Origin of the sequence: Formosa bonchosmolovskayae, assembly GCF_051016085.1 — a bacterium.
Classification (GTDB): Bacteria; Bacteroidota; Bacteroidia; order Flavobacteriales; family Flavobacteriaceae; genus Formosa.
The window spans coordinates 3,343,502-3,364,528 of the sequence record NZ_CP174605.1; the positions used below are offsets into that span (position 1 = coordinate 3,343,502).

Annotated in this window: 18 protein-coding genes and 1 pseudogene; 5 read left to right on the forward strand and 14 right to left on the reverse strand. The window is 36.5% G+C overall.

The window, feature by feature from the left end; genetic code table 11:
• Positions 1-2: 2 nt before the first annotated feature.
• From ACKC83_RS14320 to ACKC83_RS14335, 4 genes are all read right to left on the reverse strand, one after another.
• Complete coding sequence (locus ACKC83_RS14320; RefSeq protein WP_434036043.1) at positions 3-1,268, reverse strand: AAA family ATPase; 1,266 nt, start codon at positions 1,266-1,268, stop codon at positions 3-5.
• A 265-nt stretch (positions 1,269-1,533) separates the two neighbouring features.
• Entirely contained in the window at positions 1,534-2,208 is a 675-nt protein-coding gene (locus tag ACKC83_RS14325) for a hypothetical protein (RefSeq protein WP_434036044.1), read from the reverse strand.
• Positions 2,209-2,613: 405 nt separating this feature from the next.
• Positions 2,614-5,109, reverse strand: a complete 2,496-nt coding sequence (locus ACKC83_RS14330; RefSeq protein ID WP_434037788.1) for an ABC transporter permease — start codon at positions 5,107-5,109, stop codon at positions 2,614-2,616.
• Between the two features lie 47 nt (positions 5,110-5,156).
• Positions 5,157-5,846 carry an ABC transporter ATP-binding protein gene (locus ACKC83_RS14335; protein WP_434036045.1) on the reverse strand — a complete coding sequence of 230 codons (690 nt, stop codon included), beginning with the start codon at positions 5,844-5,846 and terminating at the stop codon, positions 5,157-5,159.
• 26 nt (positions 5,847-5,872) lie between these two features.
• Here ACKC83_RS14335 and ACKC83_RS14340 point away from each other — a divergent pair, with 26 nt between their 5' ends.
• Positions 5,873-6,619, forward strand: coding sequence for an arylesterase (locus tag ACKC83_RS14340; protein ID WP_434036046.1), 747 nt, complete (start codon positions 5,873-5,875; stop codon positions 6,617-6,619).
• 551 nt (positions 6,620-7,170) lie between these two features.
• Here ACKC83_RS14340 and fabD read toward each other — a convergent pair.
• Positions 7,171-8,046 (reverse strand): annotated as a pseudogene (fabD, locus tag ACKC83_RS14345) (ACP S-malonyltransferase).
• A gap of 286 nt (positions 8,047-8,332) precedes the next feature.
• Here fabD and ACKC83_RS14350 point away from each other — a divergent pair.
• Both ACKC83_RS14350 and ACKC83_RS14355 read left to right on the forward strand, forming a co-directional pair.
• Positions 8,333-8,488: a YqaE/Pmp3 family membrane protein gene (locus ACKC83_RS14350; protein WP_434036047.1), complete on the forward strand. Its 156-nt coding sequence runs from the start codon at positions 8,333-8,335 to the stop codon at positions 8,486-8,488.
• 8 nt (positions 8,489-8,496) lie between these two features.
• Positions 8,497-8,793 (forward strand): hypothetical protein, encoded by a 297-nt coding sequence (locus tag ACKC83_RS14355; protein ID WP_434036048.1) that lies wholly within the window; start codon positions 8,497-8,499, stop codon positions 8,791-8,793.
• Between the two features lie 68 nt (positions 8,794-8,861).
• Here the strand turns inward: ACKC83_RS14355 and ACKC83_RS14360 are convergent, their stop codons facing one another.
• On the reverse strand, positions 8,862-9,695 hold the full coding sequence (locus tag ACKC83_RS14360; protein WP_414034527.1) for a phospholipase A: 834 nt from the start codon (positions 9,693-9,695) through the stop codon (positions 8,862-8,864).
• Between the two features lie 457 nt (positions 9,696-10,152).
• Between ACKC83_RS14360 and ACKC83_RS14365 the strand changes: the two genes are divergently transcribed.
• On the forward strand, positions 10,153-11,382 hold the full coding sequence (locus tag ACKC83_RS14365) for a hypothetical protein (protein ID WP_434036049.1): 1,230 nt from the start codon (positions 10,153-10,155) through the stop codon (positions 11,380-11,382).
• 120 nt (positions 11,383-11,502) lie between these two features.
• On the opposite strand, the gene ACKC83_RS14370 is transcribed toward ACKC83_RS14365, so the two are convergent.
• The 5 genes from ACKC83_RS14370 to ACKC83_RS14390 form a co-directional block, all read right to left on the reverse strand.
• Positions 11,503-12,597: an alkene reductase gene (locus ACKC83_RS14370; RefSeq protein ID WP_434036050.1), complete on the reverse strand. Its 1,095-nt coding sequence runs from the start codon at positions 12,595-12,597 to the stop codon at positions 11,503-11,505.
• A gap of 76 nt (positions 12,598-12,673) precedes the next feature.
• Positions 12,674-13,261: a Crp/Fnr family transcriptional regulator gene (locus ACKC83_RS14375; RefSeq protein WP_414034530.1), complete on the reverse strand. Its 588-nt coding sequence runs from the start codon at positions 13,259-13,261 to the stop codon at positions 12,674-12,676.
• A gap of 11 nt (positions 13,262-13,272) precedes the next feature.
• Positions 13,273-13,743: a nucleoside deaminase gene (locus tag ACKC83_RS14380; RefSeq protein WP_434036051.1), complete on the reverse strand. Its 471-nt coding sequence runs from the start codon at positions 13,741-13,743 to the stop codon at positions 13,273-13,275.
• 96 nt (positions 13,744-13,839) lie between these two features.
• A complete protein-coding gene (locus tag ACKC83_RS14385; RefSeq protein WP_434036052.1) occupies positions 13,840-15,126 on the reverse strand; it encodes a hypothetical protein in 1,287 nt (428 codons plus the stop codon).
• Between the two features lie 92 nt (positions 15,127-15,218).
• Entirely contained in the window at positions 15,219-15,392 is a 174-nt protein-coding gene (locus ACKC83_RS14390) for an adenylosuccinate synthetase (RefSeq protein WP_414034533.1), read from the reverse strand.
• A 234-nt stretch (positions 15,393-15,626) separates the two neighbouring features.
• Between ACKC83_RS14390 and ACKC83_RS14395 the strand changes: the two genes are divergently transcribed.
• Positions 15,627-17,027 (forward strand): NAD-dependent succinate-semialdehyde dehydrogenase, encoded by a 1,401-nt coding sequence (locus ACKC83_RS14395; protein ID WP_434036053.1) that lies wholly within the window; start codon positions 15,627-15,629, stop codon positions 17,025-17,027.
• Between the two features lie 82 nt (positions 17,028-17,109).
• Here the strand turns inward: ACKC83_RS14395 and ACKC83_RS14400 are convergent, their stop codons facing one another.
• The 3 genes from ACKC83_RS14400 to ACKC83_RS14410 all read right to left on the reverse strand — a co-directional run bounded on the left by ACKC83_RS14400 (position 17,110) and on the right by ACKC83_RS14410 (position 21,016).
• On the reverse strand, positions 17,110-17,616 hold the full coding sequence (locus ACKC83_RS14400) for a peroxiredoxin-like family protein (protein ID WP_434036054.1): 507 nt from the start codon (positions 17,614-17,616) through the stop codon (positions 17,110-17,112).
• Between the two features lie 57 nt (positions 17,617-17,673).
• A complete protein-coding gene (locus tag ACKC83_RS14405) occupies positions 17,674-18,315 on the reverse strand; it encodes an SDR family oxidoreductase (protein WP_414034536.1) in 642 nt (213 codons plus the stop codon).
• 268 nt (positions 18,316-18,583) lie between these two features.
• Positions 18,584-21,016: a hypothetical protein gene (locus ACKC83_RS14410; protein WP_434036055.1), complete on the reverse strand. Its 2,433-nt coding sequence runs from the start codon at positions 21,014-21,016 to the stop codon at positions 18,584-18,586.
• Between the last annotated feature and the right edge of the window lie 11 nt (positions 21,017-21,027).

The window sequence follows — 21,027 nt, forward strand, 5'->3', positions numbered from 1 at the left end:
AATTAAAATTCAATATCTAATAGTTTTCCAAAATCGATAGCTAAATCATCTGAAACAGAATCCAAAATATTTTGAGAAATTAAGTTTGTTTCATCATCAATAAGAATTTTCTTTTGACCATTAAATACAGAGTATGCAATTAAATCATTAGGGTTAAGTATTTCAAGTTCAGGAATTACCTCACTTACTTTGTATTTCTTGTCTGGTTCATCTCTTATTATTTTTCCAGCTTCAAGAAGATTATTGAATGATGATAATATATAAGGGCTATGAGTAGTAACTATTATTTGAAAATTACCATTTTTACTATTAAATGCCCTTGCTAGTAGTTGAATTATTTTTTTTTGTGCAGTTGGGAAAAGGTGAGCTTCTGGTTCCTCAATATATAAAGTTGCACCATTATTAGCGAATGTAAAATTGCTTAATGTTTTTAGTACTAGAACTAAAGGTAAGGTTTCTTGTTGCCCAGATGATGCGTTTGATAAATTTACTTTTCTAGAATCATTATGGATTATATAATCTTTCTCTTTTTCTCTTTTAAATGAGCCATTCATTATTTCATTGATAAGCTTATCAAAATTCTTATTGAATTTTTTATCTTCTTTAGAAGAATCTTCATCATTGTGGTTAAATGCAAATCTCTTAAAACTTTCATAAAATGAACCAAATTCAATTAAGAATGGGTCTAATGATTTATTATTACTTAGAAAAGAAAATATACTAGTTTGAATATTAGCAAAGAAACTTCTTCCTGCTGGTACAAAAAATTGATTGTATGTAGAAATATTAGAAATCTCCTTAGCACATTCATTAAATCTTTGTCTTATATTTCTATTAAGTTTAAAAGAAGAAACTCTAGGTTCATTTTCAATCCTTTTCTGTTCATCATTAAAAATTTTTCTTCCTTTTGATAATAATTTTTTGAAATCATCAGAATAACTAAAAGTTAAGGATTTCGTTGATTTTCTTTCAATTATTATCCAACTTTCGTTTATGAAATATTTTACTTTGAAGCTATCTTTGGGCCAAGCTTCTTTTGGGAAATATGTAATAAATGTTTCTTTTTGTCTGGAATCTAACTCTCGTTTTGTTTCATTGTTTTCTATAGATTTGAGAATTTCAGATACAAAATTTTTAAAAAAGTACATTAGTTTAACGCTAATGCTTTTTCCTGAAGCTTGAGGTCCTATTATAATATTGATACTTTTTAATTCAAAGTCCAGTTTTTTTAATCCACCAAAATTTTCTATTACTATTTTTTCTTTCATTTCTGATTTAGATATCTAAATGTAAAGTTACTAGTTTTTTTGAAATCTCGGCTAATGATAAAATTTTGTTCATAAAAAGTCTTTAAAATAGCGCCCTCTAGCTTAATGAAAATCGGGTTCTTTAACAAACGGTCACTTATAACCGTCAGTTACCGGTTAATATTCGTTAATTTTCGGTTTGGCACAAACTTTAGCAAATCCGTGTGGATTCAGACGTAGTCGAATCCGCCGTAATTGCTATTATATCTAGTGGGGCGTAGTTTTTTTAACTCATTATCCCCCAAACTATTCCGATTACTGTAACAATTCCGACTATCAAAGTTATTATTACATTGGCTTTATTCCAATTCGATTCTTTAAGCTCTTTTTGATTTCCAATCGATTGTTTTTTTATTTTACTCTTATTATTTATGATTACGGTTTCTGCATTTAATATGCTCTTTTTTTCTTCCTTAATTATCATTTTCTCATTTACCCAATCGATTAAAATTTGCTCCAAGCTTTCATAGTCAAAGTCCTTCTTTTTTAATTTCTTTCGTTTTTGGACTACAAATAAAATTTGGTATTTAATGTGTTTGCAAAATTCCGTTTTGTCTCCTTTGAAATAGTTAAGATGATATTCAATGAAACTTGTGCATTTATATAAAGGGTTAAATCTTTCTAAAAAATCAACAAATTGATTATCTAAAAAATTATTAATTGTTTGGAACTTTTCATTTTCCGAATAGTCTAGTTTATTCGTAGCGTAGAGAATAGATGGATAAAGGCTTATTTCAAATTGGTCTGTTTTTGGGTTTTTGGCAGTATAGTTTTTAGTCCATTTTCCATTAGAAGCCAAGTGAGCTTCTTCCATCAAAATTTCAGCTAATTCGTCTACACTTTCTCCGCTATACTGTTTGTTCGGTAAGTGAACTTTATAATAATTATGATGCTTTATCATTCTGATACGATTTTTCTCAAATTACGCCCGACAATTATATGAACGATTGATTTTTTAATTAAATAATGTTTAGCATCAATTTTATTTAAATTGGCACTATACCAGTTTACTTCGAAAAATATTCCATTTCAGGAAACATTTTATATCACAACAAACATAAATTATAATCTTACGCTTCCTAGATATCGTTTACATGCCTCAAAGATAACCCATTAGAATAATGTTTCTCTATCGAACTTATTAGAACTTATTGACAAATAAGCATTTAAAAACTTCTGAAAAAAAACTAGAAAATCATATATATAACACAGGTTCCAGAGTAATGTAATACACTCTAGAACCTGAATTATAACCGGTTATATATTATCCTTAATGTCAGCCTATCTTGGGAAATATCGTTACGCCTTAGACTTCTTTCCGAAGCACTTCTAATGGCGAGCTTTTTAGTACCGTACGGATGTTGCTTAAGCCTATAACCAAAACCAACAGCGTAATGCCGGGAAGTAAGATTATAAACGGAATAATGGAGGGTACAAAAGGTTCTTTAAACACTAACAATGCCAAACATAAACTGCTTAATAAAGCCAAGAGTAAACCAACCACACTTCCTAAAAGTCCTAAAAAGAGATATTCTAAGGCGGTTATTTTTAAGATTTGGGTATTCTTAGCGCCTAGCGTTCGTAATAATACGTTTTCTTTAATGCGCTGGTATTTACTGGTGCGTATAGATCCGATTAATACAATAATCCCCGTGAACATACTAAAGAACGCCATAAAACTAATTACCCAAGAGACCTTTTCTAAGATGTCTTCGACCACCGTAAATATTTGTCGTAAATCGATAATAGAGACATTCGGGAAACGGCTCACCAAATCTTGCTGTAAGGCGGCCGAACTGCTTTCGTCGGCTACCAAGGTGGTTAATACATTAAATTGTGGCGCGTCTTCTAACACACCAGCAGGAAAAACCACGGTAAAGTTTAGTTGCACTTGAGACCAATCGACCTGACGGATACTTCCCACCGTAGTTTCAATAAGCACGCCTTGTACATTAAAAACTACGGGATCGCCTACCTTTAAATTGGCATCGTTGGCGAGGTTGTCGGAAATGGAAATCACTACTGGTTCGCCGGCTTCTAATCTCGGCGTCCACTCCCCTTCAATTATAGTTTCAGAGTCGATTAGGGTATCGCGATAGGTGGTTCTAAATTCGTGGTTAAGTACCCAACCGCGCACTAGGCGTGTGCTGTCTTGGCGGATGTCGTTTACCAATTGTCCATTAATCTGTTGCATGCGCATGGTCACTAACGGGATGTCACTAAGCACACGTAAATCTTTGGCGGTAATACGTTCCGAAATGGCCACACGCTGGTCTGGTTGCACATCTAAAATGATAATATTGGCACTATCGGACTGGGCGCCGACTTCGGTTTTTGTCAATAAAATATCTTTGGTAAAATATAGGGTACTAATTAAAAATGTTCCTAATCCAATAGCAATTACCAACACGACGGTCTGATTGTTAGGTCGGAATAAATTCAGAACACTTTGTCGGGCTGTAAAACTCCAGTGTTTTGGGAAATAGCGCTTGATTAAACGTGTAAATCCGATGGCAACACCTGCTAATAAGGCAAAAGTTAACATGGTCGCGCCTACAAAAGAGAGCGCATACAACGCATCTTTTATCAGCCAAAACGAGAATAAAAACAAAAAGACTAAAATGGCGGTGAATACAGAAAGACGTACCCATAATGGCTCTTGTGCACCATCTTCACTCACCCGTAACACATCTAAAGGCGACACAAACCAGGTGCGTAATAAAGGTAAGAGTGCAAATAATACTGACATAAACAAGCCGAGTAAGATCCCGATTAAAATAGGCACTGCCGAAATGGAAATCTCTAATGTAAAGGGTAAAAAGTCTTGTAATAAATACGGGAATACCAACTGTAGTCCCACACCTATTAAGGCGCCTATAGCACCACCAAGAATCCCGATACCTCCTATTTGAATGAGGAAAATAAGAAAACTTTGCAGTCTAGACGCGCCCATACATTTTAAAACGGCAATGGCTTTAAGCTTCTCTTTAATGTAAATATGTACCGAACTTGCAATCCCAATACATCCCAATAACAAGGCGATAAAGGCGGCCAGATTTAAGAAATTCCCCACATTTTCGTAACGCTTTCCTAAACGTCTAGAGGTTCCGGTATGCGTATCTAAATCGGCATTTTCTAAATCTAATAAAGGTTCTATACGGTCTTCTAAACGTTTTAAATTAACGGTGTCCGATACCTTGTAATAATACTGATACTCTTTCCGACTTCCAAACTGTAGCAACTTGGTAGCGTCTACTAAATCCTGTGGCATAATCACCGGAGGTGCCACAGAACTGGAAATGCCCGAGTTCCCCGGCATCGATTTTAAAGCCCCTACAATGGGTAATGTCAGTTCCCCGATTTTAATGGAATCGCCTGTTTTTACATTGAATTGTATCATGAGTGTGGCATCAACCAACACACCACCTGAAGACTGATAAGTGCTTGATGCAGAAGCAGGTTCGGCATCGATTTCGCCATAAAACGGAAAATCTCCTGCAATCCCCTGAACTTTAACCAATTTGGTCCCGCCACTTTTAGGGAAGGCAATCATGGACACAAAATTCACTTCGGAAGCCTGCGGTTGTAACGAATCGATAATGGCTTGTGCCCGAGCGGTTGGTTCTTGTTTGGAGTCGATTATAAAATCGGCACCCATTAAAGTTTTAGATTGGCTCTTTAAATTATCTTGTAAATTAGAACTGAATAATTGAATGGAAACCACCGCAGCAATTCCCAATATAATCGAGGCCATAAATAATAGTAAACGGACTTTACTCGCTTTGGCATCTCGCCAAGCCATTTTAAAAAGCCATGACAGTTGTATGTTTTTTGAGGTATTAGAATCTATCAAAGCGCAGTAGTGGGTTGGTTCGTAATAATTTTTCCACCTTTAAGTTTTAAGATGTGTTGGGTACGGTTGGCCAACTCCAAATCGTGAGTAATAATCACTAACGTAGTGCCGTGTTCGGCATTCAATTCGAAAAGCAACTGGATGACTTTTTCTCCGGTTTCTTCGTCTAAATTCCCCGTAGGTTCATCAGCAAATAATATCGCTGGTTTATTGGCAAAGGCACGTGCTAAAGCGACACGTTGCTGTTCGCCACCAGACAACTGCGACGGATAATGATGTACTCGACTTCCTAAACCGACTTTCTCTAGCAAGTCTAAACTCACTTGAGTAGCCTTTTTATCGCCTTGCAATTCCAAAGGGACACTCACATTTTCCAAAGCCGTTAAGGTTGGTAAAAGCTGAAAATTCTGAAAGATAAAACCGACGTTTTTGTTTCGTAATTGCGCGCGTTCATCTTCATTCAACGTCGCTAAATCTTGTCCGCATAATTCCACTGTACCGCCGTTGGCCTGATCTAATCCTGCACATAACCCCAATAAGGTGGTTTTTCCGCTTCCAGAAGGTCCAACGATCGAAAATATTTGGCCTTGTTCGACAGCAAACGAAATGTCGTGTAATACCGTTAATTGTTTGTTACCGCTGGTATAAGTCTTTTCTAACCCAGTTATCTTTAATATATTTGACATCTAATCTTTAATTTAAATCACTATTTATGTGCGAGGCTCAAAATAAACAATTGCAATCAAATCACCCCGGGTTTAGGATCTCTAAACTCTTAAAGTTTTGTTATTTTATTTTAGCCCTAACACTCTATTCTTGTGGTGATGGAAAAGCTAAAAAAGCCAAAGACCAAAATGCTGAAACGACTACAACAGCATCGACTGAAGCTGAAGTGACCAAAGACAAAACCATTTTATGTTTTGGAGATAGCATTACTGCCGGTTACGGATTAGATAATACAGATGATGCCTATCCAGGTATTATACAAGACACTATAGATGCATTAAATTTGGACTATACCGTGATTAATTCAGGAGTTAGTGGCGAAACCAGTGCAGGTGGAAAAAGCAGAATTGATTGGGTGATTAAACAAACCCCAGACATATTTTTATTAGAGCTAGGAGCCAATGATGGTTTGCGTGGTGTGCCAGTAAGTGAAACACGAGCTAACCTACAACATATTATAGATGTGGTTCGTGCTAAAAGTCCGCAGACTAAAATTATACTTGCGGGTATGCAAATGCCTCCAAATATGGGAACCGCATATACTACCGATTTTAAACAACTCTTTATAGATTTGGCTTCGGAAAACAATATAGCCTTCATTCCGTTTATTTTAGAACAAGTTGGAGGTAAACCAGAACTAAATCAAGGTGATGGTATTCACCCTAATGTTGAAGGTCATAAGCTAGTTGCAAATACGGTTTGGGATGTACTTGGTCCTATGGTGAAGTCGTAGATAGCCTACTAGTTTTTAGAGGGTTTTGCTAGTTTTCTTATTAATGATTGAAGACCGATAAAAGAAAGCATGCCTCTAGTCAAACTCCGTTTGCTAGCTTCGAAAGAATCTCACTATTCTTTCTTACTAATGATTGATGCCGAGTATTAATTATAACTTCTCGACTCCGCTCGAAGACCGTTCAAAATCAACATACGTGTCTAGGGTGTTCGAGCGGAGTCGAGAACTAGAATGTATAATTGTAAACTTATTACATTTTAATAAGACAATTTACAAGACCTTTTTAAACTTTCAGTTCTAGATAACAATATAAACTTCTCGGCAAACTCCGTTTGCTAGCTTCGTCAGAATCTTACTATTCTTTCTCACTAATGCTCGAGGACCGATTAACCACGTGCTTCTCGACTCCGCTCGAAGACCGTATAAAATCAGCATACGTGCCCAAGGTGTTCGAGCGGCGTCGAGAACATAATTCGTATTATTTCCCGGGGTGTTCGAGCGGAGTCGAGAACAAAAATTACTTTACTTCCTAAAAAGCTCAAACACTACCCTCACGATATGCCTTTTGCAATCACATCCCGATCAATCTGATGAACCAGGCCTCTTAAAAAATTACCCGGACCAATTTCGGTAAAGGTTGTAGCACCATCTTCAATCATGTGTAACATACCATGTCGCCACATGACGGGTTGTGTTAGCTGATCGATTAAATTTTGTTTAATGAGATGCACATCTGTTGTAGGGCGCCCTTTAATGTTCTGATAAATGGGACAACGGGGTGTTTTAAATGTAGTTTGTGCAATCGCTTCGGTATAACTTTCAATTATAGGTTTCATAAATGGGGAATGAAACGCACCACTCACCGGCAAATTTACCACACGAATGGCACCCGGTTTTAACTTCTCGCAGGCTTCGTTTAAAGCACGTTCTTCTCCAGAAATCACCACTTGTTGTAGCGCATTGTAATTTGCGGGCACCACTATACCCTGCACTTGTTTGCATACATCGTTAACAATAACATCGTACAGTCCCACTACAACCGCCATTCCGGTATGTTCCAATTCACAAACTTTTTGCATGGCAGTAGCTCGGGTGTTAATGAGTTTTAAAGCGGACTCAAAATCTAATGCGCCTATAGCCGTTAAAGCCGATATTTCGCCTAACGAATGTCCGGCAACCATATCTGGCTGAAAGGCTGTTCCTAGGGTTTGGGTTAAAATATAGGAGTGTAAAAAAATGGCAGGTTGCGCGTACTTGGTATGTTTTAAGTCCGCTGCCGAGCCTTCAAACATGATATCTGTAATAGAATATCCTAAAATGGCATTTGCTTTTTCAAAATAATCTTGCGCTATTTTAGAGGTATTATATAACGCCTTTCCCATGCCAGGAAATTGGGTGCCCTACCCCGGAAATAAATATGCTTGCATAAACGGTTGATTTAGTATCTATTAATTTACAAAAAAAATATAGGACTAAAACATGGACCTTAAGTAATTTATTTGCACTTATATACAGTAAGAATTAGACCATACGCTCTCACTACATCTTTACTTTTCTCACCGTTTTATGTTAAACCAATTGGACTAGCCACTTTACTTTAATCGCTTTGGTAAGTATAATACTCACAAGTAAAAGCATCAATTATTAAATGATTTAAGTCAACCCACACGCTATTAAGATCTTACTTTTGAATAAACCAAAAACACATAAAACATGTCATTACTTACCATTATACTTAGTATTCTTTTACCACCACTAGCTGTGTTTTTAAAGCACGGTATCGGAACCGCATTATTAGTTAGTGTTTTACTTACACTTTTAGGCTGGTTGCCAGGAGTGATTCATGCTTTTTATGTTAACAGTAAATAAATAATATTATGAAAAAGGAAGATAATAAAACAGATTACAATTCGGACATTACCGAAGACGACAAAAAGATATTAGGCGATAAAGCTGGAAACTTAAGACAAGATGGTGGCGACGATCGCTTACTTAAAAAACGTAGAAACGAACCCGATTTCGCAGCCGATAACCTAGACATTCCAGGTGCAAGTCCGGCAAGACCGTTAACCAATGGGAAACCACCACGTGACGAAGAAAACGAACATCATAGTTTAGGAAGTGGTCATAACGACAACCTAGAACAGCATATCGATAATAAAACAGATCAGTAATTCGTATTACTTTTCAGCATAAAAAAAACCACTATAGCGTTATTGTTATAGTGGTTTTTTATGTGCGGTTAATCTACACGATGGACTAAAAATTCTAACTCGTTGGTTTTAATTACAAAACCTAAACGCACCATACTGTAAAACTTATCATAGTCTATTAAACTCTCTCCATACCCAGCAAACCACTCGAGCATGAAATACTGGTTCTTAGATTTAAACGGATTGTAATATAAACGCGAACGCACAGAGCCATTCCAATTGTTCCAATTCAGACCTTTTTTAACGGCAATTTCAAAATTAAGTTTTTCAGGCACAATATCGTAAGCATAAGAAATTTCGGAGATTCCGATATATTCCATTAAATCCGGATTAGATTCTTTATATATAAACGGCGCCCACAGCTCTATACTCATTATACTTTTACGACTTAAAGCCATAGAATACTTTAAATTTAAACTGTTCCAACTTCTTGAATATATACTGTCTCGTCCATTAGATTCGTGGTTTAAAGTTAATGACGCTATACTTTGGGCTTGGTCTTTTTTATCGTAAAACACTTTTCTTAAACCTACAGTAGGATTAAAGTTAAGCTCCTCAAACGGACTCGAAAACTTATAAATGTTCCAAAATGCTTTTTGAGTATAAGTTAGATACAAATACGAGTCCCACACAATTGGATTCCGACTTAGTAATTGTTTGAAACTAATTTGATATTTAATATCTGCAGTTTCAGAATCGACATGCGTATTGGTCGGTATTCCTGTTATAATATAATTGTCGTCGTGGATAGAAAATCTAGGATCTTCTTCTATAGATCTATTCACTTCTTCTCGCGTATAGGTTTGTGAAAATACAGGAGATACTAAAAATAGTAGTCCCCACACTAATAATTGATTTTTCATGAAATGCATTGAATTGTAGAATTAAACCGATTGTTCTTTTTATGCTTAGAAACCGTGGTGCAAAGGTCTTACATTAATAAGACTTAAGTTTATTTGTTTGTATATAATTTTAACGCTATCCCAATTTAAATGTATCATTTCACACTTATAACGTGACATGAGAAGTTTTACCGGTTTTTAATCGTTCGTTTTCATTGTTAATATTCAAGACCGGTTCAATACACCTTAAATCCTTTAAGAATAATGAAGAGTTTGTAGCGCAATCATATACTATGTAACGTTTACGGATTGAAGCGGATACTCATGCCGACAACCACTTAAAATCAACGTATATGCACCTGACAACTTATAAAACCTTATAAAAAACACGAAAAGTGTTAATATCCTACAGTATTCTGCCAACATTGTCCCATAGCCCGGTAAATTTTATATTAATATTGATTAAAATAAAGTAACAGTGAAACATATTCTTCTTAAAACACGGCTTGATGCACAAATAGCTATGGCGTTTAAAGCCTTAATAGTACTATACATTGTGCTAATGGCAACAGGTTTACACGCCCAAAATCAGTATCGCGGTATTACCATTTACATTGACTTTTCTGATATTCCAAGACCAGAAAATGAAACGCCAGAGCGCTTAGATGCGCTTTTAAACGATATGGATTATTCCGAAGAGAACATTCACAGATCGGTGTGTAAATATTGGTACGAACAAAGTTACGGTCAAGTGATATTAAAGCATGATATTTTTTATTACCGTGCGCCACTACCCGCTTCACACTACGCGAAATTAAATTATAAAGAAGGTATACTATTGTGGAAAGAGGCTCTAGAATATACCGTGGCAAATAACCCAGATTACGATTGGAAGCGTTTATCTACCGACAAAGATGGCAACCTACGTTCGGTAATGTTTTACAATAGCGATAGTTTTGTGTCATGGATTGCCGCCGCACATCATGGCGGTTGGACACTGTCTAACGGCGTAAAAATAAAATCGGTGTATGGGTCCTATCTCATTCGGAATGGAGAGCCAAGCTTATTTACACCTATTCACGAAAGTGGACATGCATTTTTTAGTTTCCCCGACACCTACGATACAGGCTACGATTCTGGTGGCACGGGAGCTTACACGGTAATGAGTGGCGGAAAAACTTCGTTAATAGAACCCGTGGGTGCCCCGTTTAGAGTAGAAAAAAACTGGGGTAAGATTATAGAAATTAAACGTAAACCTGGTAAACAAACCCTAACATTAAAAGCAGATGGCGATGCTGTGGCCGTATATAAAAATCCGTTAGATGGCAAAGAATATTTCTCTATCGAAGCCCGCAAACAAAGTACCTTAGGAAATGAGAAATTTCCTGTAGATCTGGGATTACTACTATGGCACACCGATTTAAATGTAAAAAGCAGTAATAAAGAACAAGCGATGACTCCTGAAAAGCATTATAAACATGCTATAGAACAAGCCGACGGATTATACGAATTGGAGAGAAATCCTGCTAAACCCACCAACCGAGGCAATGCTGGGGATATTTTTGTTCCAGGTAAAACATTTTCGGATACCACAGTTCCTAATTCTAAATGGTGGGATGGTACAGCATCTTATTTTAACATTACAAATATTGAATATATAGATGAAGAAACCATAAGTTTTGATGTGGTGTTTCTGGAAGGTCTTTAAGTCTACTACAACCCAATTCGAGGCAGATTTAACCTATTAAATTCCATTAAAAAACCGTGATAACTTTTCCGATTTGGAGCTGTTATCACGGTTATTTTGTTTTGAAACAATCAAGTTATATTATTCTGTGGCTTTTGGGTAGTCTGTGTATCCTTTTTCGCCTGTAGTATAAAATGTATCCTCGTCCCATTCGGCAAGATCTACATCCTGTTCAAAGCGTTCGACTAGATCTGGATTCGAAATAAATAACTTTCCGTAGGCTACTAAGTCGGCATCGCCATCTTCCAGTACTTTATTTCCTTTTTCCTTATCAAATTCATTGTTAATCATAAGCGTTCCATTGTATAACGGACGGAAATGTTTAGCAATTTCCGATACAGCAAATGGCACATCACTTACATCGGTAAAAGGTTCAGACAGGTGAACATAAGCTAAATTATAATCATTTAGTTTTTTAATGATGTATTCGAATGTTGGTATTGTATCTTCATCTACCGTAATACCAAATACATTATGTGCCGACGGATTAAAACGTGCCGCTATGCGTTCTTGAGGAATTACTTCTTTTATAGCATCTAATACTTCGAAAAAGAAGCGCGCTCTGTTTTCGATAGATCCTCCATATTCATCTGTTCGCGTATTTGAACATCCGTTAAAGAATTGTTGAAATAAATACCCGTTAGAAGAATGAATCTCCACACCATCAAAACCTGCTTCTATAGCATTTTTAGCCGCATTCTGAAAATCTTTAACTGTGCGTTTAATATCTTCAATGGTCATGGCTTTAGGCGTAACAGTATCTTTAAAACCTTCAGGTGTAAACGATTTGGCTTCTGGATTTATCGCTGAAGCCGATACAGGTAACGCTCCATCATGAAAATCTGGATGCGAAATCCGTCCCACATGCCACAACTGAATAAATATAGTACCGCCTTGATCGTGGACACGCTTGGTGACTTTTTTCCAACCTTCTACTTGTGCCTCGGTATAAATTCCTGGCGTATTAATATAACCTGTGGCTTCGGCAGACACTTGCGAACCTTCAGTTATAATTAATCCTGCAGAAGCACGTTGCTCGTAATACAAGCCGTGTAAATCGTCTGTTGGCACTTTGCCTTCATTGTCTGCTCGACTACGCGTCATAGGGGCCATTACGACTCTGTTTTTTAAATCAATATTTTTATGGTAGGGTGTTAATAGATGTTGTTTACTCATAACAAGGATGTTTTTTTAATTCGTATTCTTATCAAATTTACAATTCAGTATAGGCAATATAATTGACCTATATCAATTAGGAAATTTTTAACTTTTTTAAAGTATTCCTTACCCGACTAAGATTTTCGGCTGTTACGCCTAAGTAATTTGCAATATCATAATTGGCTATTCGATTTTGGATGGTCGGATAGGCATCACAAAATTCTAAATAGCGTTCTTGGGTGTTTTTTTCTTGCGTAGATAAAATGCGTTTCTGTTGAGAAATGAAAGCTTTAGTCACCAAAACACGAAAATACCGCTCGAATATAGGCGCTTCGCTATACACCGATTGTAGTGCTTTGTAGCTTAAGGACAATAATTTAGCATCTTCAATGGCTTCAATATATAATTTAGAAGCCGACTGATTATAAAACGCTTCAAAATCTCCAATCCACCAATTCTCTATTGCAAACTGAAGGATGTGTTTATTACCTCTGGCATCCATATAGTAGGCTTTTAAACACCCGCTAACCACAAAGTACTCCTGATTAACAACAACGCCTGGTTGCAGTAAAAATGCACCTTTTTGAAGAGACACTTCGTTTAAAGTCGATAGAAAATATGCCATATCATGTTCCGAAGGATTAATAATGTCTCGGACGTGTTGTGCTAGGGATGCATACATAGGTGCTGTTCTTAATATACGGTTTTATCCATTTTTGTAGACCAATCCTGGAATGGTTTTAATGCAATATCGCGTCCAAATTGCTCGAATGGAATGCTACGCTTATCGTAAGGCAACGGAATTTCTTTATAGATAAACGCATCGTCGAAACCAATATTCGCCGCATCTTCTTGATTGCTTCCGTAATATACTTTATCCGGTCTCGCCCAATAAATAGCGCCCAGACACATCGGACAAGGTTCGCAAGACGTATATATTTCGCAACCGTCTAATTGAAATGAATCCAGGTTTTTACAAGCATCTCGTATAGCCGTAACTTCGGCATGTGCGGTAGGATCTTTGGTAGAGGTAACTTTATTATTTCCACGCCCCACAATCTTGCCGTCCTTAACAACAACACAACCAAATGGGCCACCTTCGTTATTATTCATTCCTTTTAATGCCGCATCTACGGCCTCTTGCATATATTTTTCTTTACACATAGTATCTTATATTTTTATAATGTCCGCACATTCTATTTGGCTTTTTAAACCTTATAATAAGTTTAGACATTTATTATATGTTATTTATATATCCGACTAACAATCGTAATATTCTTTTGCGAAGGTTACTGGTTTATGGGTTACACGTTCTAAATCTTCCTTATAGGTATCGAAGGTTTTAAAACGGCCTGAAAATACGGTATGTTTTGTTTTATTTATGAGTAAAACTTCAAGATAAGCTCCACCACTACCTTTAGCCGGTAGCATATTCTGAATACTAAACGACTCGATTTCATCTAGGTTAAATAGCTCAGCGTAGCCATGAGCAGAGAATCCGATTTTATCATTCTTGACATCTGTCCAAATTACGGGTTGGTCCATAAACCGTTCAGAAACGGCCCGCGGTCTGTATGTAATTCTTTCATTTTTCATGTAATCTTTAGAGACTTCCAAATCGCCTTGTAAAGGCAATGCCTCCGATATATCAATACGCGCTTCATACTCTTTGTCCGTTAACAATTCGGGATATTCTCTATGGTTTTGAATAGTTACAGCTGTATTACCAGCATCGAACAAATAGCGAGAATCGTAAGTATAACATATAGAAAGGGCTATCCCTTTTAGATCGAAAATTAGATTTTTCTGATCGTCTCTTTCGTAACCATTAAGCGCTTCATCTCCCATTAAATCGCAAGTAAGCACATGTTTTAAGTCGTAATAACTGCCGTCGTTTCCCATATCATTATAGCAATCACTATAAAAATATAATACCGGAACATCGGTTCTTTTATTATCAAAGTACGCTTGTAAATCATTAAAAATAACGTTCCCAATACGTACAGGATACTTAAATTTTAGTAGCTTTTGTCCGTATGGTGAAGTTTCAAAATAAATGTATTGGTGGTTCTCTAATTCCCGATACGTAATCTCCCAAGATATAAACTGTTTGGGTTGGGATTGAATCTCAAAACCATCGTGATAATCGTGATGATTTATATCTAAAACCGAATAATTTTTTGGATGTTTACGCCTCCATATTTGCTTAATTAATGGTGCTTCGCTATTTACATGTGACAAGAACACCTCATCATCAAACCCGAACATGCTAGACAACGTTTCATAAACGCCTTGAAAGCCTTTAAATGTCACCGGTATATTATTTTGGTGATGGTCAAATAGAAACAAATACCGCTCTTTAGAGGGTGTTATTTTAATATAAGCATATTGTAGCTCGGTTAAATTTACAACGCAACTATGCATCCCTTTAACACCTGTGCAAATAAGCTGTTTATTTTGAATGCTTACTTCGCCATCATCTGTAGGTTTTGGAAATAGTGTTTGATTCGTGTGTTTGTCACCAAACCATGTATTTAGAATACTCATAGCAGTTTTGAAATAAATAAAAGACTAAAAAAAACAGATTTTAAACCACTAAAATACGAATGAAACTCGCGTCTTATACGGTTATCTCCTATTTATTTCTTGTGCTGTTGTTTTCTCCAGTACACATATAATATAATGGCAATAATAGGTAAAATGATAAACACCACGATATTAAACGGATCTGAAAAATCTACCGGCTGATTATCGTCTGGATTAGGAGTTCCTAAAGGTAATTGTGCGAATAATGCAAGGGTTTTATGTATCATGTCTATATGTTTTATGGATAATAAATATCCTTTTCACTTGAGTTTTAGGTGCTAAAAGCGTGTTCTCTATTAGCGATCTTCTTTCAATATTACATTAAATAATCCAAATATTTTAACCCTTAATTCATATGGGTTAACATCTATAATATTACAGCAAATAAAAGCTTTACAACCAACCTAACTTTACCCAAAATTAGGCAAAATGATTCGCCTTAAACTAAAACATATATCATTATGGATACGACAACAAAACAAGATACTTTTGAAACCATTAATCCGAGTACAGAAAAACCCATAGCCTCATATACATATATGACGGATAGCGAGGTTGAAAATAAAATAAAACAGTCTCACGATGCCTTTTTAGACTGGCGTTTCGAATCGTTTGAAAAACGTGCAGAAGTGATTAAAGCTATCGGGAAAGCCTTACAAGACCACAAAGAAACATTAGCCAGCTTAATGACCGATGAGATGGGAAAATTATATTCTCAGAGCGAACAAGAAGTCGATACATGTACGGCCATTTGTGAATATTGCGCCACACATGCTGCCACCGAGTTACAAGATGAAACACGAGAATTAACTTTGGGTGGTAAAGGGATTATTACGCACTCGCCTATTGGAATTATTTATGGTATTCAGCCATGGAATTACCCGTCCTACCAAGTGATTCGATATACCATTGCTAATTTAATGGCAGGGAATAGTGTGCTATTAAAACATGCGTCGAATGTAACGGGAACAGCTAAAAAGTTAGAGGATATCTTTAAATCGGCTGGATTACCAGAAGGATTATTTACGGTATTAGTTATCGGTCACGAACAGTCTGATGCTATTATTAATAACAAATTAGTACGCGGAGTAACACTAACCGGAAGTCCGAAAGCTGGAAAAATTATAGGCGAAAAAGCCGCTAGTGCTTTAAAGAAATCGGTATTAGAATTGGGAAGTAATGATGCTTATATTGTTCTAGACGATGCCGATATTGAATTGGCGGTAGAGCAAAGTGTAAAAGGAAGAATTTACAATAACGGGGAAACCTGTATTGCTGCCAAACGCTTTATTGTAGTAGATGCTGTTTACGATACCTTTAAAAAAGCCTTTGTAAAAGCGATGTCTGAGTTAAAACTAGGCGATCCTAAAGACGAAAACACAGACCTCGGACCTATGGCACGAAAAGATTTACGTGAAAAATTGCACGAACAACTTACCGAAAGTGTAATTAAAGGCGCAACCATATTATGTGGAGGTAAACCAGATTCTGGATCAGGATACTTTTATCCAGCAACTGTGTTAGAAGATGTAAAACCTGGACAACCTGCTTACGACGATGAGCTTTTTGGTCCGATAGCCTCATTAATCAAAGCCAAAGATGGCGAAGACGCCATGCGTATTGCAAACGATAGTCGTTTTGGATTAGGTGGTGGAATCTTCTCTAAAGATGTAGATAAAGCTACGCAACTCGCTAAGAAACATTTTGATACCGGAATGGTGTTTATAAACAGTTTTGGATTGGCAGATCCGAAAATGCCTTTTGGAGGTGTTAAGGATTCTGGATTTGGAAGAGAACACGGTGGCTTTGGAATGAAGGAATTTGTGAACGTTAAATCTGTTATGATTAGCGATCCACAATAAGCACTAAATATAAAACGCATAAAAAGCGCCCCTAAACAAATAATTTAGGGGCGCTTTAATTATATATATTGACAACTAATCTCTAAGCTTCTCCTCGAGCAGGATAATCTTTATTGTTTACAAAATCAATAGACTTTATAAGTTCAACAATTTCTGGTCTTGCAAAAGGCATGGTCTGAATAGATGACGCATATAGCGTACGATCTGGACGGATTAAAAAGATAGCTGGTTCTACAAATTCTTCAGGTTCGTCTTTGATTCCTTTAGAAACGTAAAGTCCCCATTCACGAGCTTCTTCAATTGGAAACTCATATCCTAATGGCACATCTTTAATATCCCATTCCTTATAAGAGGCTTCTGCTTTGGCTTTAGTATCCGAACTGATAGCGACCACATTCACGCCTTTGTCTTTAAAGTCGCCTAAATGATCTTGTATCGTTTCTAAATACTTTTTACAAACGGGACAGTGTTTACCACGATACACCACCACTAAGGTGAAGTTTTCTGGTTTCTGCTCACTAAGCATCCACTTCGTATCGTTTAATAAATTTATTGATAAATCGGGTGTTTCTGTTCTTGGTTTAATCATAATACTTGATTTTAAAATTAATTATTAAAGTGTCGTATTTGGAAATATGGATTGCAATTAGATGGTTCTAAACGCTTCTTCTATAGGTGTGTCTCCTTGTAGAATTTCGAAGGTTGTTTTATCTGTTGTATTATCGCGTAGCGCTTGTACAAGAGTCTGCGCAACATCGTCGCGAGTAATTTCGCCATGTTTAGAAAAAGACTTGGATATCGCTATGCGCCCCTGACCCGATTCATTATTTAATGTTCCTGGTCTTACAATGGTATAATTTAATTTTGAGTCTTTTAAAAACACATCGGCATTATGCTTAGCTTTTAGGTAATCTTGAAGTTTTTCACTCTGTTCTGGATTATCTGCGCCCATAGAACTTAGCATTACAAATTTCTTAATATTTGCACCTTCCGAAGCTTTAATCATTTTTATAGCGCCATCTTGGTCTACAGCCTCTACTTTCTTACCACCAGATCCGGCAGCAAAAATAACATGATTAGCTTCTTTAACCGTTTGTGACACATCATCTTCCAGATCGCCATATACGGTTCTTATATTGTGCTCTTTGAAGCTTTTCTCCTGCTCTTCATTTCTAACCATGGCAATCGGTTCGAAATCTTGAGAGGTTTTTAAATGATGCACTACTTTATTTCCTGTGGTACCTGTGGCACCAACTACTAATACGTTTTCCATTTTATTTGTTTTCATGCAATTTACGCCTATTGCCTAGTACGCATTGACTTAAAAACATATAAAAGTAACGCTATTCCACCGCTGGTCAACGGACGTACAATGTCCATACCCTATAAACCAAATAGCAAATAGGCCGTATAATGAAGAACTAAAACGGTGTAAACACAAAAAACCGATACTTTAGTTTGGTTGAACGCGTATCGGAATTATTGTATGAATGATAACTCTGCACTTGGACGTTTAAGCCTATATGAGGTGGAAATTTAACGAATTGAAAACTTTTTTATTCTTCTATAGTATATTGCGTTTTAGCCACCACTGGAATCCCGGATGCAGTAACCCCTTCTATAGTCACTTTTACAGTCGTTTCCACAGCACTGTTATAATAATCGGCTTTTACAATTCCCGTTTTATCGGGATGCATAAACGGATTCCAGTAAAGTGTATTTCTAACATCCTCTTTTTGATTTTCAAAGGTGATATCTTTTGGATCTGGCGTATAAAACACACGTGGTTCGTAAAATCCTTCTACCTGCTGTTTTATGGTCTGTAGTACTATTTTCTCGTTGGTGGTTGCCCCTTTCTTCAAGTAAATTAAAATCGCTCCATTTCCTCCGTTAGATCCTAAAATAGTGGCACTCGCCCCATTTAAAGTTTCTATCTTAACCACATCGGCTGGTTGTAAGAAAGAAAGTTCGTCCGGTTGCCAGATAATACCATCTACAATAATTACCGCCGGTCCTGCATTTCTAATAAATCGGATTGACGGTTCCTCTATAACAACACTTGGTATGGTAGTTTGTATTAGGTCGTAAATAGATAAGAAAGTTTCCACTTCGTCTCCGAAAACAAATGTCCGATCGGCTGGACCATACATGGATAAAGCTTCTTCTTTTTTAGGAGCTATAATCTCCACTTCGTCTAGAACATTTTCTTCCATAATGCCAACAGACTTATATTTCTCTAATACTGTAGATTTTAAAACAATATCTTCAAAATGGGCTTCTTGTGTAGGTTGTGGTGTAAAATTAACTGCTAAAGTCGCGTGGGTGTCTTCGTCTAAAGACAGCATTCCTCTAGATTTTCCATTATCGTCTTTAGAACTTAAAATCATTTCTGAAGTTCCGTAAAACATTATATTTTCAAATTTAAAGTGCCCTAAGGAATCCGTTTCGGTATTCAACATCTTAATCTTACCCTTGTTAAATAAGGTTAATGTGATATTGTTTCCAGCTTTTCCTTTATTTCTAAGTACTTGCGTAAGTTGACCGCTAATATTAATCCCAGATTCGGCTGTAAAGGGCAAGGTTTTATCTGCTAAATTTGGATTATCTTTCCATATAAAATCTCTCCATCCTTGGGTTAGTAACAATACATCTAACTTTTCAATCCGCCACGGATTATCGGTATTAAAGTAGAATCCTGGATTATAAATTGGTCCTCTAATATCCGATTCCATTAAAAAATATGAGGAAATATTGGATGCCAGACCTGTGTCTTCTACCCCATTCATATCGATACTGCTTAAAGAATAACTCGCTAGTTCCGGCGAACCATCTTTGGTTTTAGAAGAGACCGTTACTGTTACTTTTTCATCAGGTTTATAGGTTTGCTTATCTGTAGCTAGAGTAACGTTTAATTTATCGCTCTTATCTATAAAAATGAGACGCTCACTTTGTGGCTTCTGGTTGGCATCGTACAAGGTAATATGATTAATACCGCCGGGCAATTTATCCTGAGGGATTTCAAATTTCACAGTGGTGCTTGTTATAGGCTGGTCGATCTCGAAATATGTAATATCCTTAATTTTGCAGAGAATATTTATATTTTGGTCTGGTTGACTGCTTAGTGTTTTCTTATTGGTTTTAACGGTAAGGACTCGAGTTGCATCGCCTTTAACAGGTTTAGAACTTAATACAAATCCTGTTTCTCTGGCCTTAGGTAAAGTAAATTTTATGGCTTCTCCGCCCTGTACAGCAGATGTTTTAGCATAATACTGCACTCCGTTTTTTGGATTTAACTGAAAGGTTCCCATACCATCATGAATGGTTTCGAAGAAGGTAACCAAAGTATCATCTGCCGTGTAAATTTCTCCTTTTACTTCTATGGGAAATCCCTTAGAATCCACAGCTTTTAACGCCACAATATTTATAACATCTTCGACAAGGGATCCGCCTTCCGGAAAAAACTGCACTTTAAAAGCCTCTTCGTCAGCAGTTGTACTTTTCGCTTCTTTAGTATGCTTTTTAACCGTATCATTGGTTTCTGAATCTGTAAAAACGTTCAGTATTTTAATGTCTTTAGTAAAAACAAACGCGTCGTCGAAATTACGGTTCCAATTGGTATAGGCACGCAACTGATAGGTTCCTGCCGTTTTAATGCCTGTAGAATCTGTAAGCTTGAAGTCCCCGAAACCTAATCCATTTTCTAATCTTGTATGCTGCCGTGCAATTATCTGTTTATTTGGAGCTATTAACTCTACATACAGCATATTACTTTTATTGTACAACTGATTGTTATAGGGATATATCGCATAAGCTTTATACCACAACGATTCGCCAAGCGTATATTGATTTCGGTCGGTGTGTAAGTATATATTTTCGACAGTTGGAATAATGTCTTTTTTATCTTGAGCGCTTACCGCAACAGTACTAATAAGGATAAAAAAGAAGCTAAGAATTACAATATTTAATTTTCTATACAATACAATGGACATTATAAATAGCG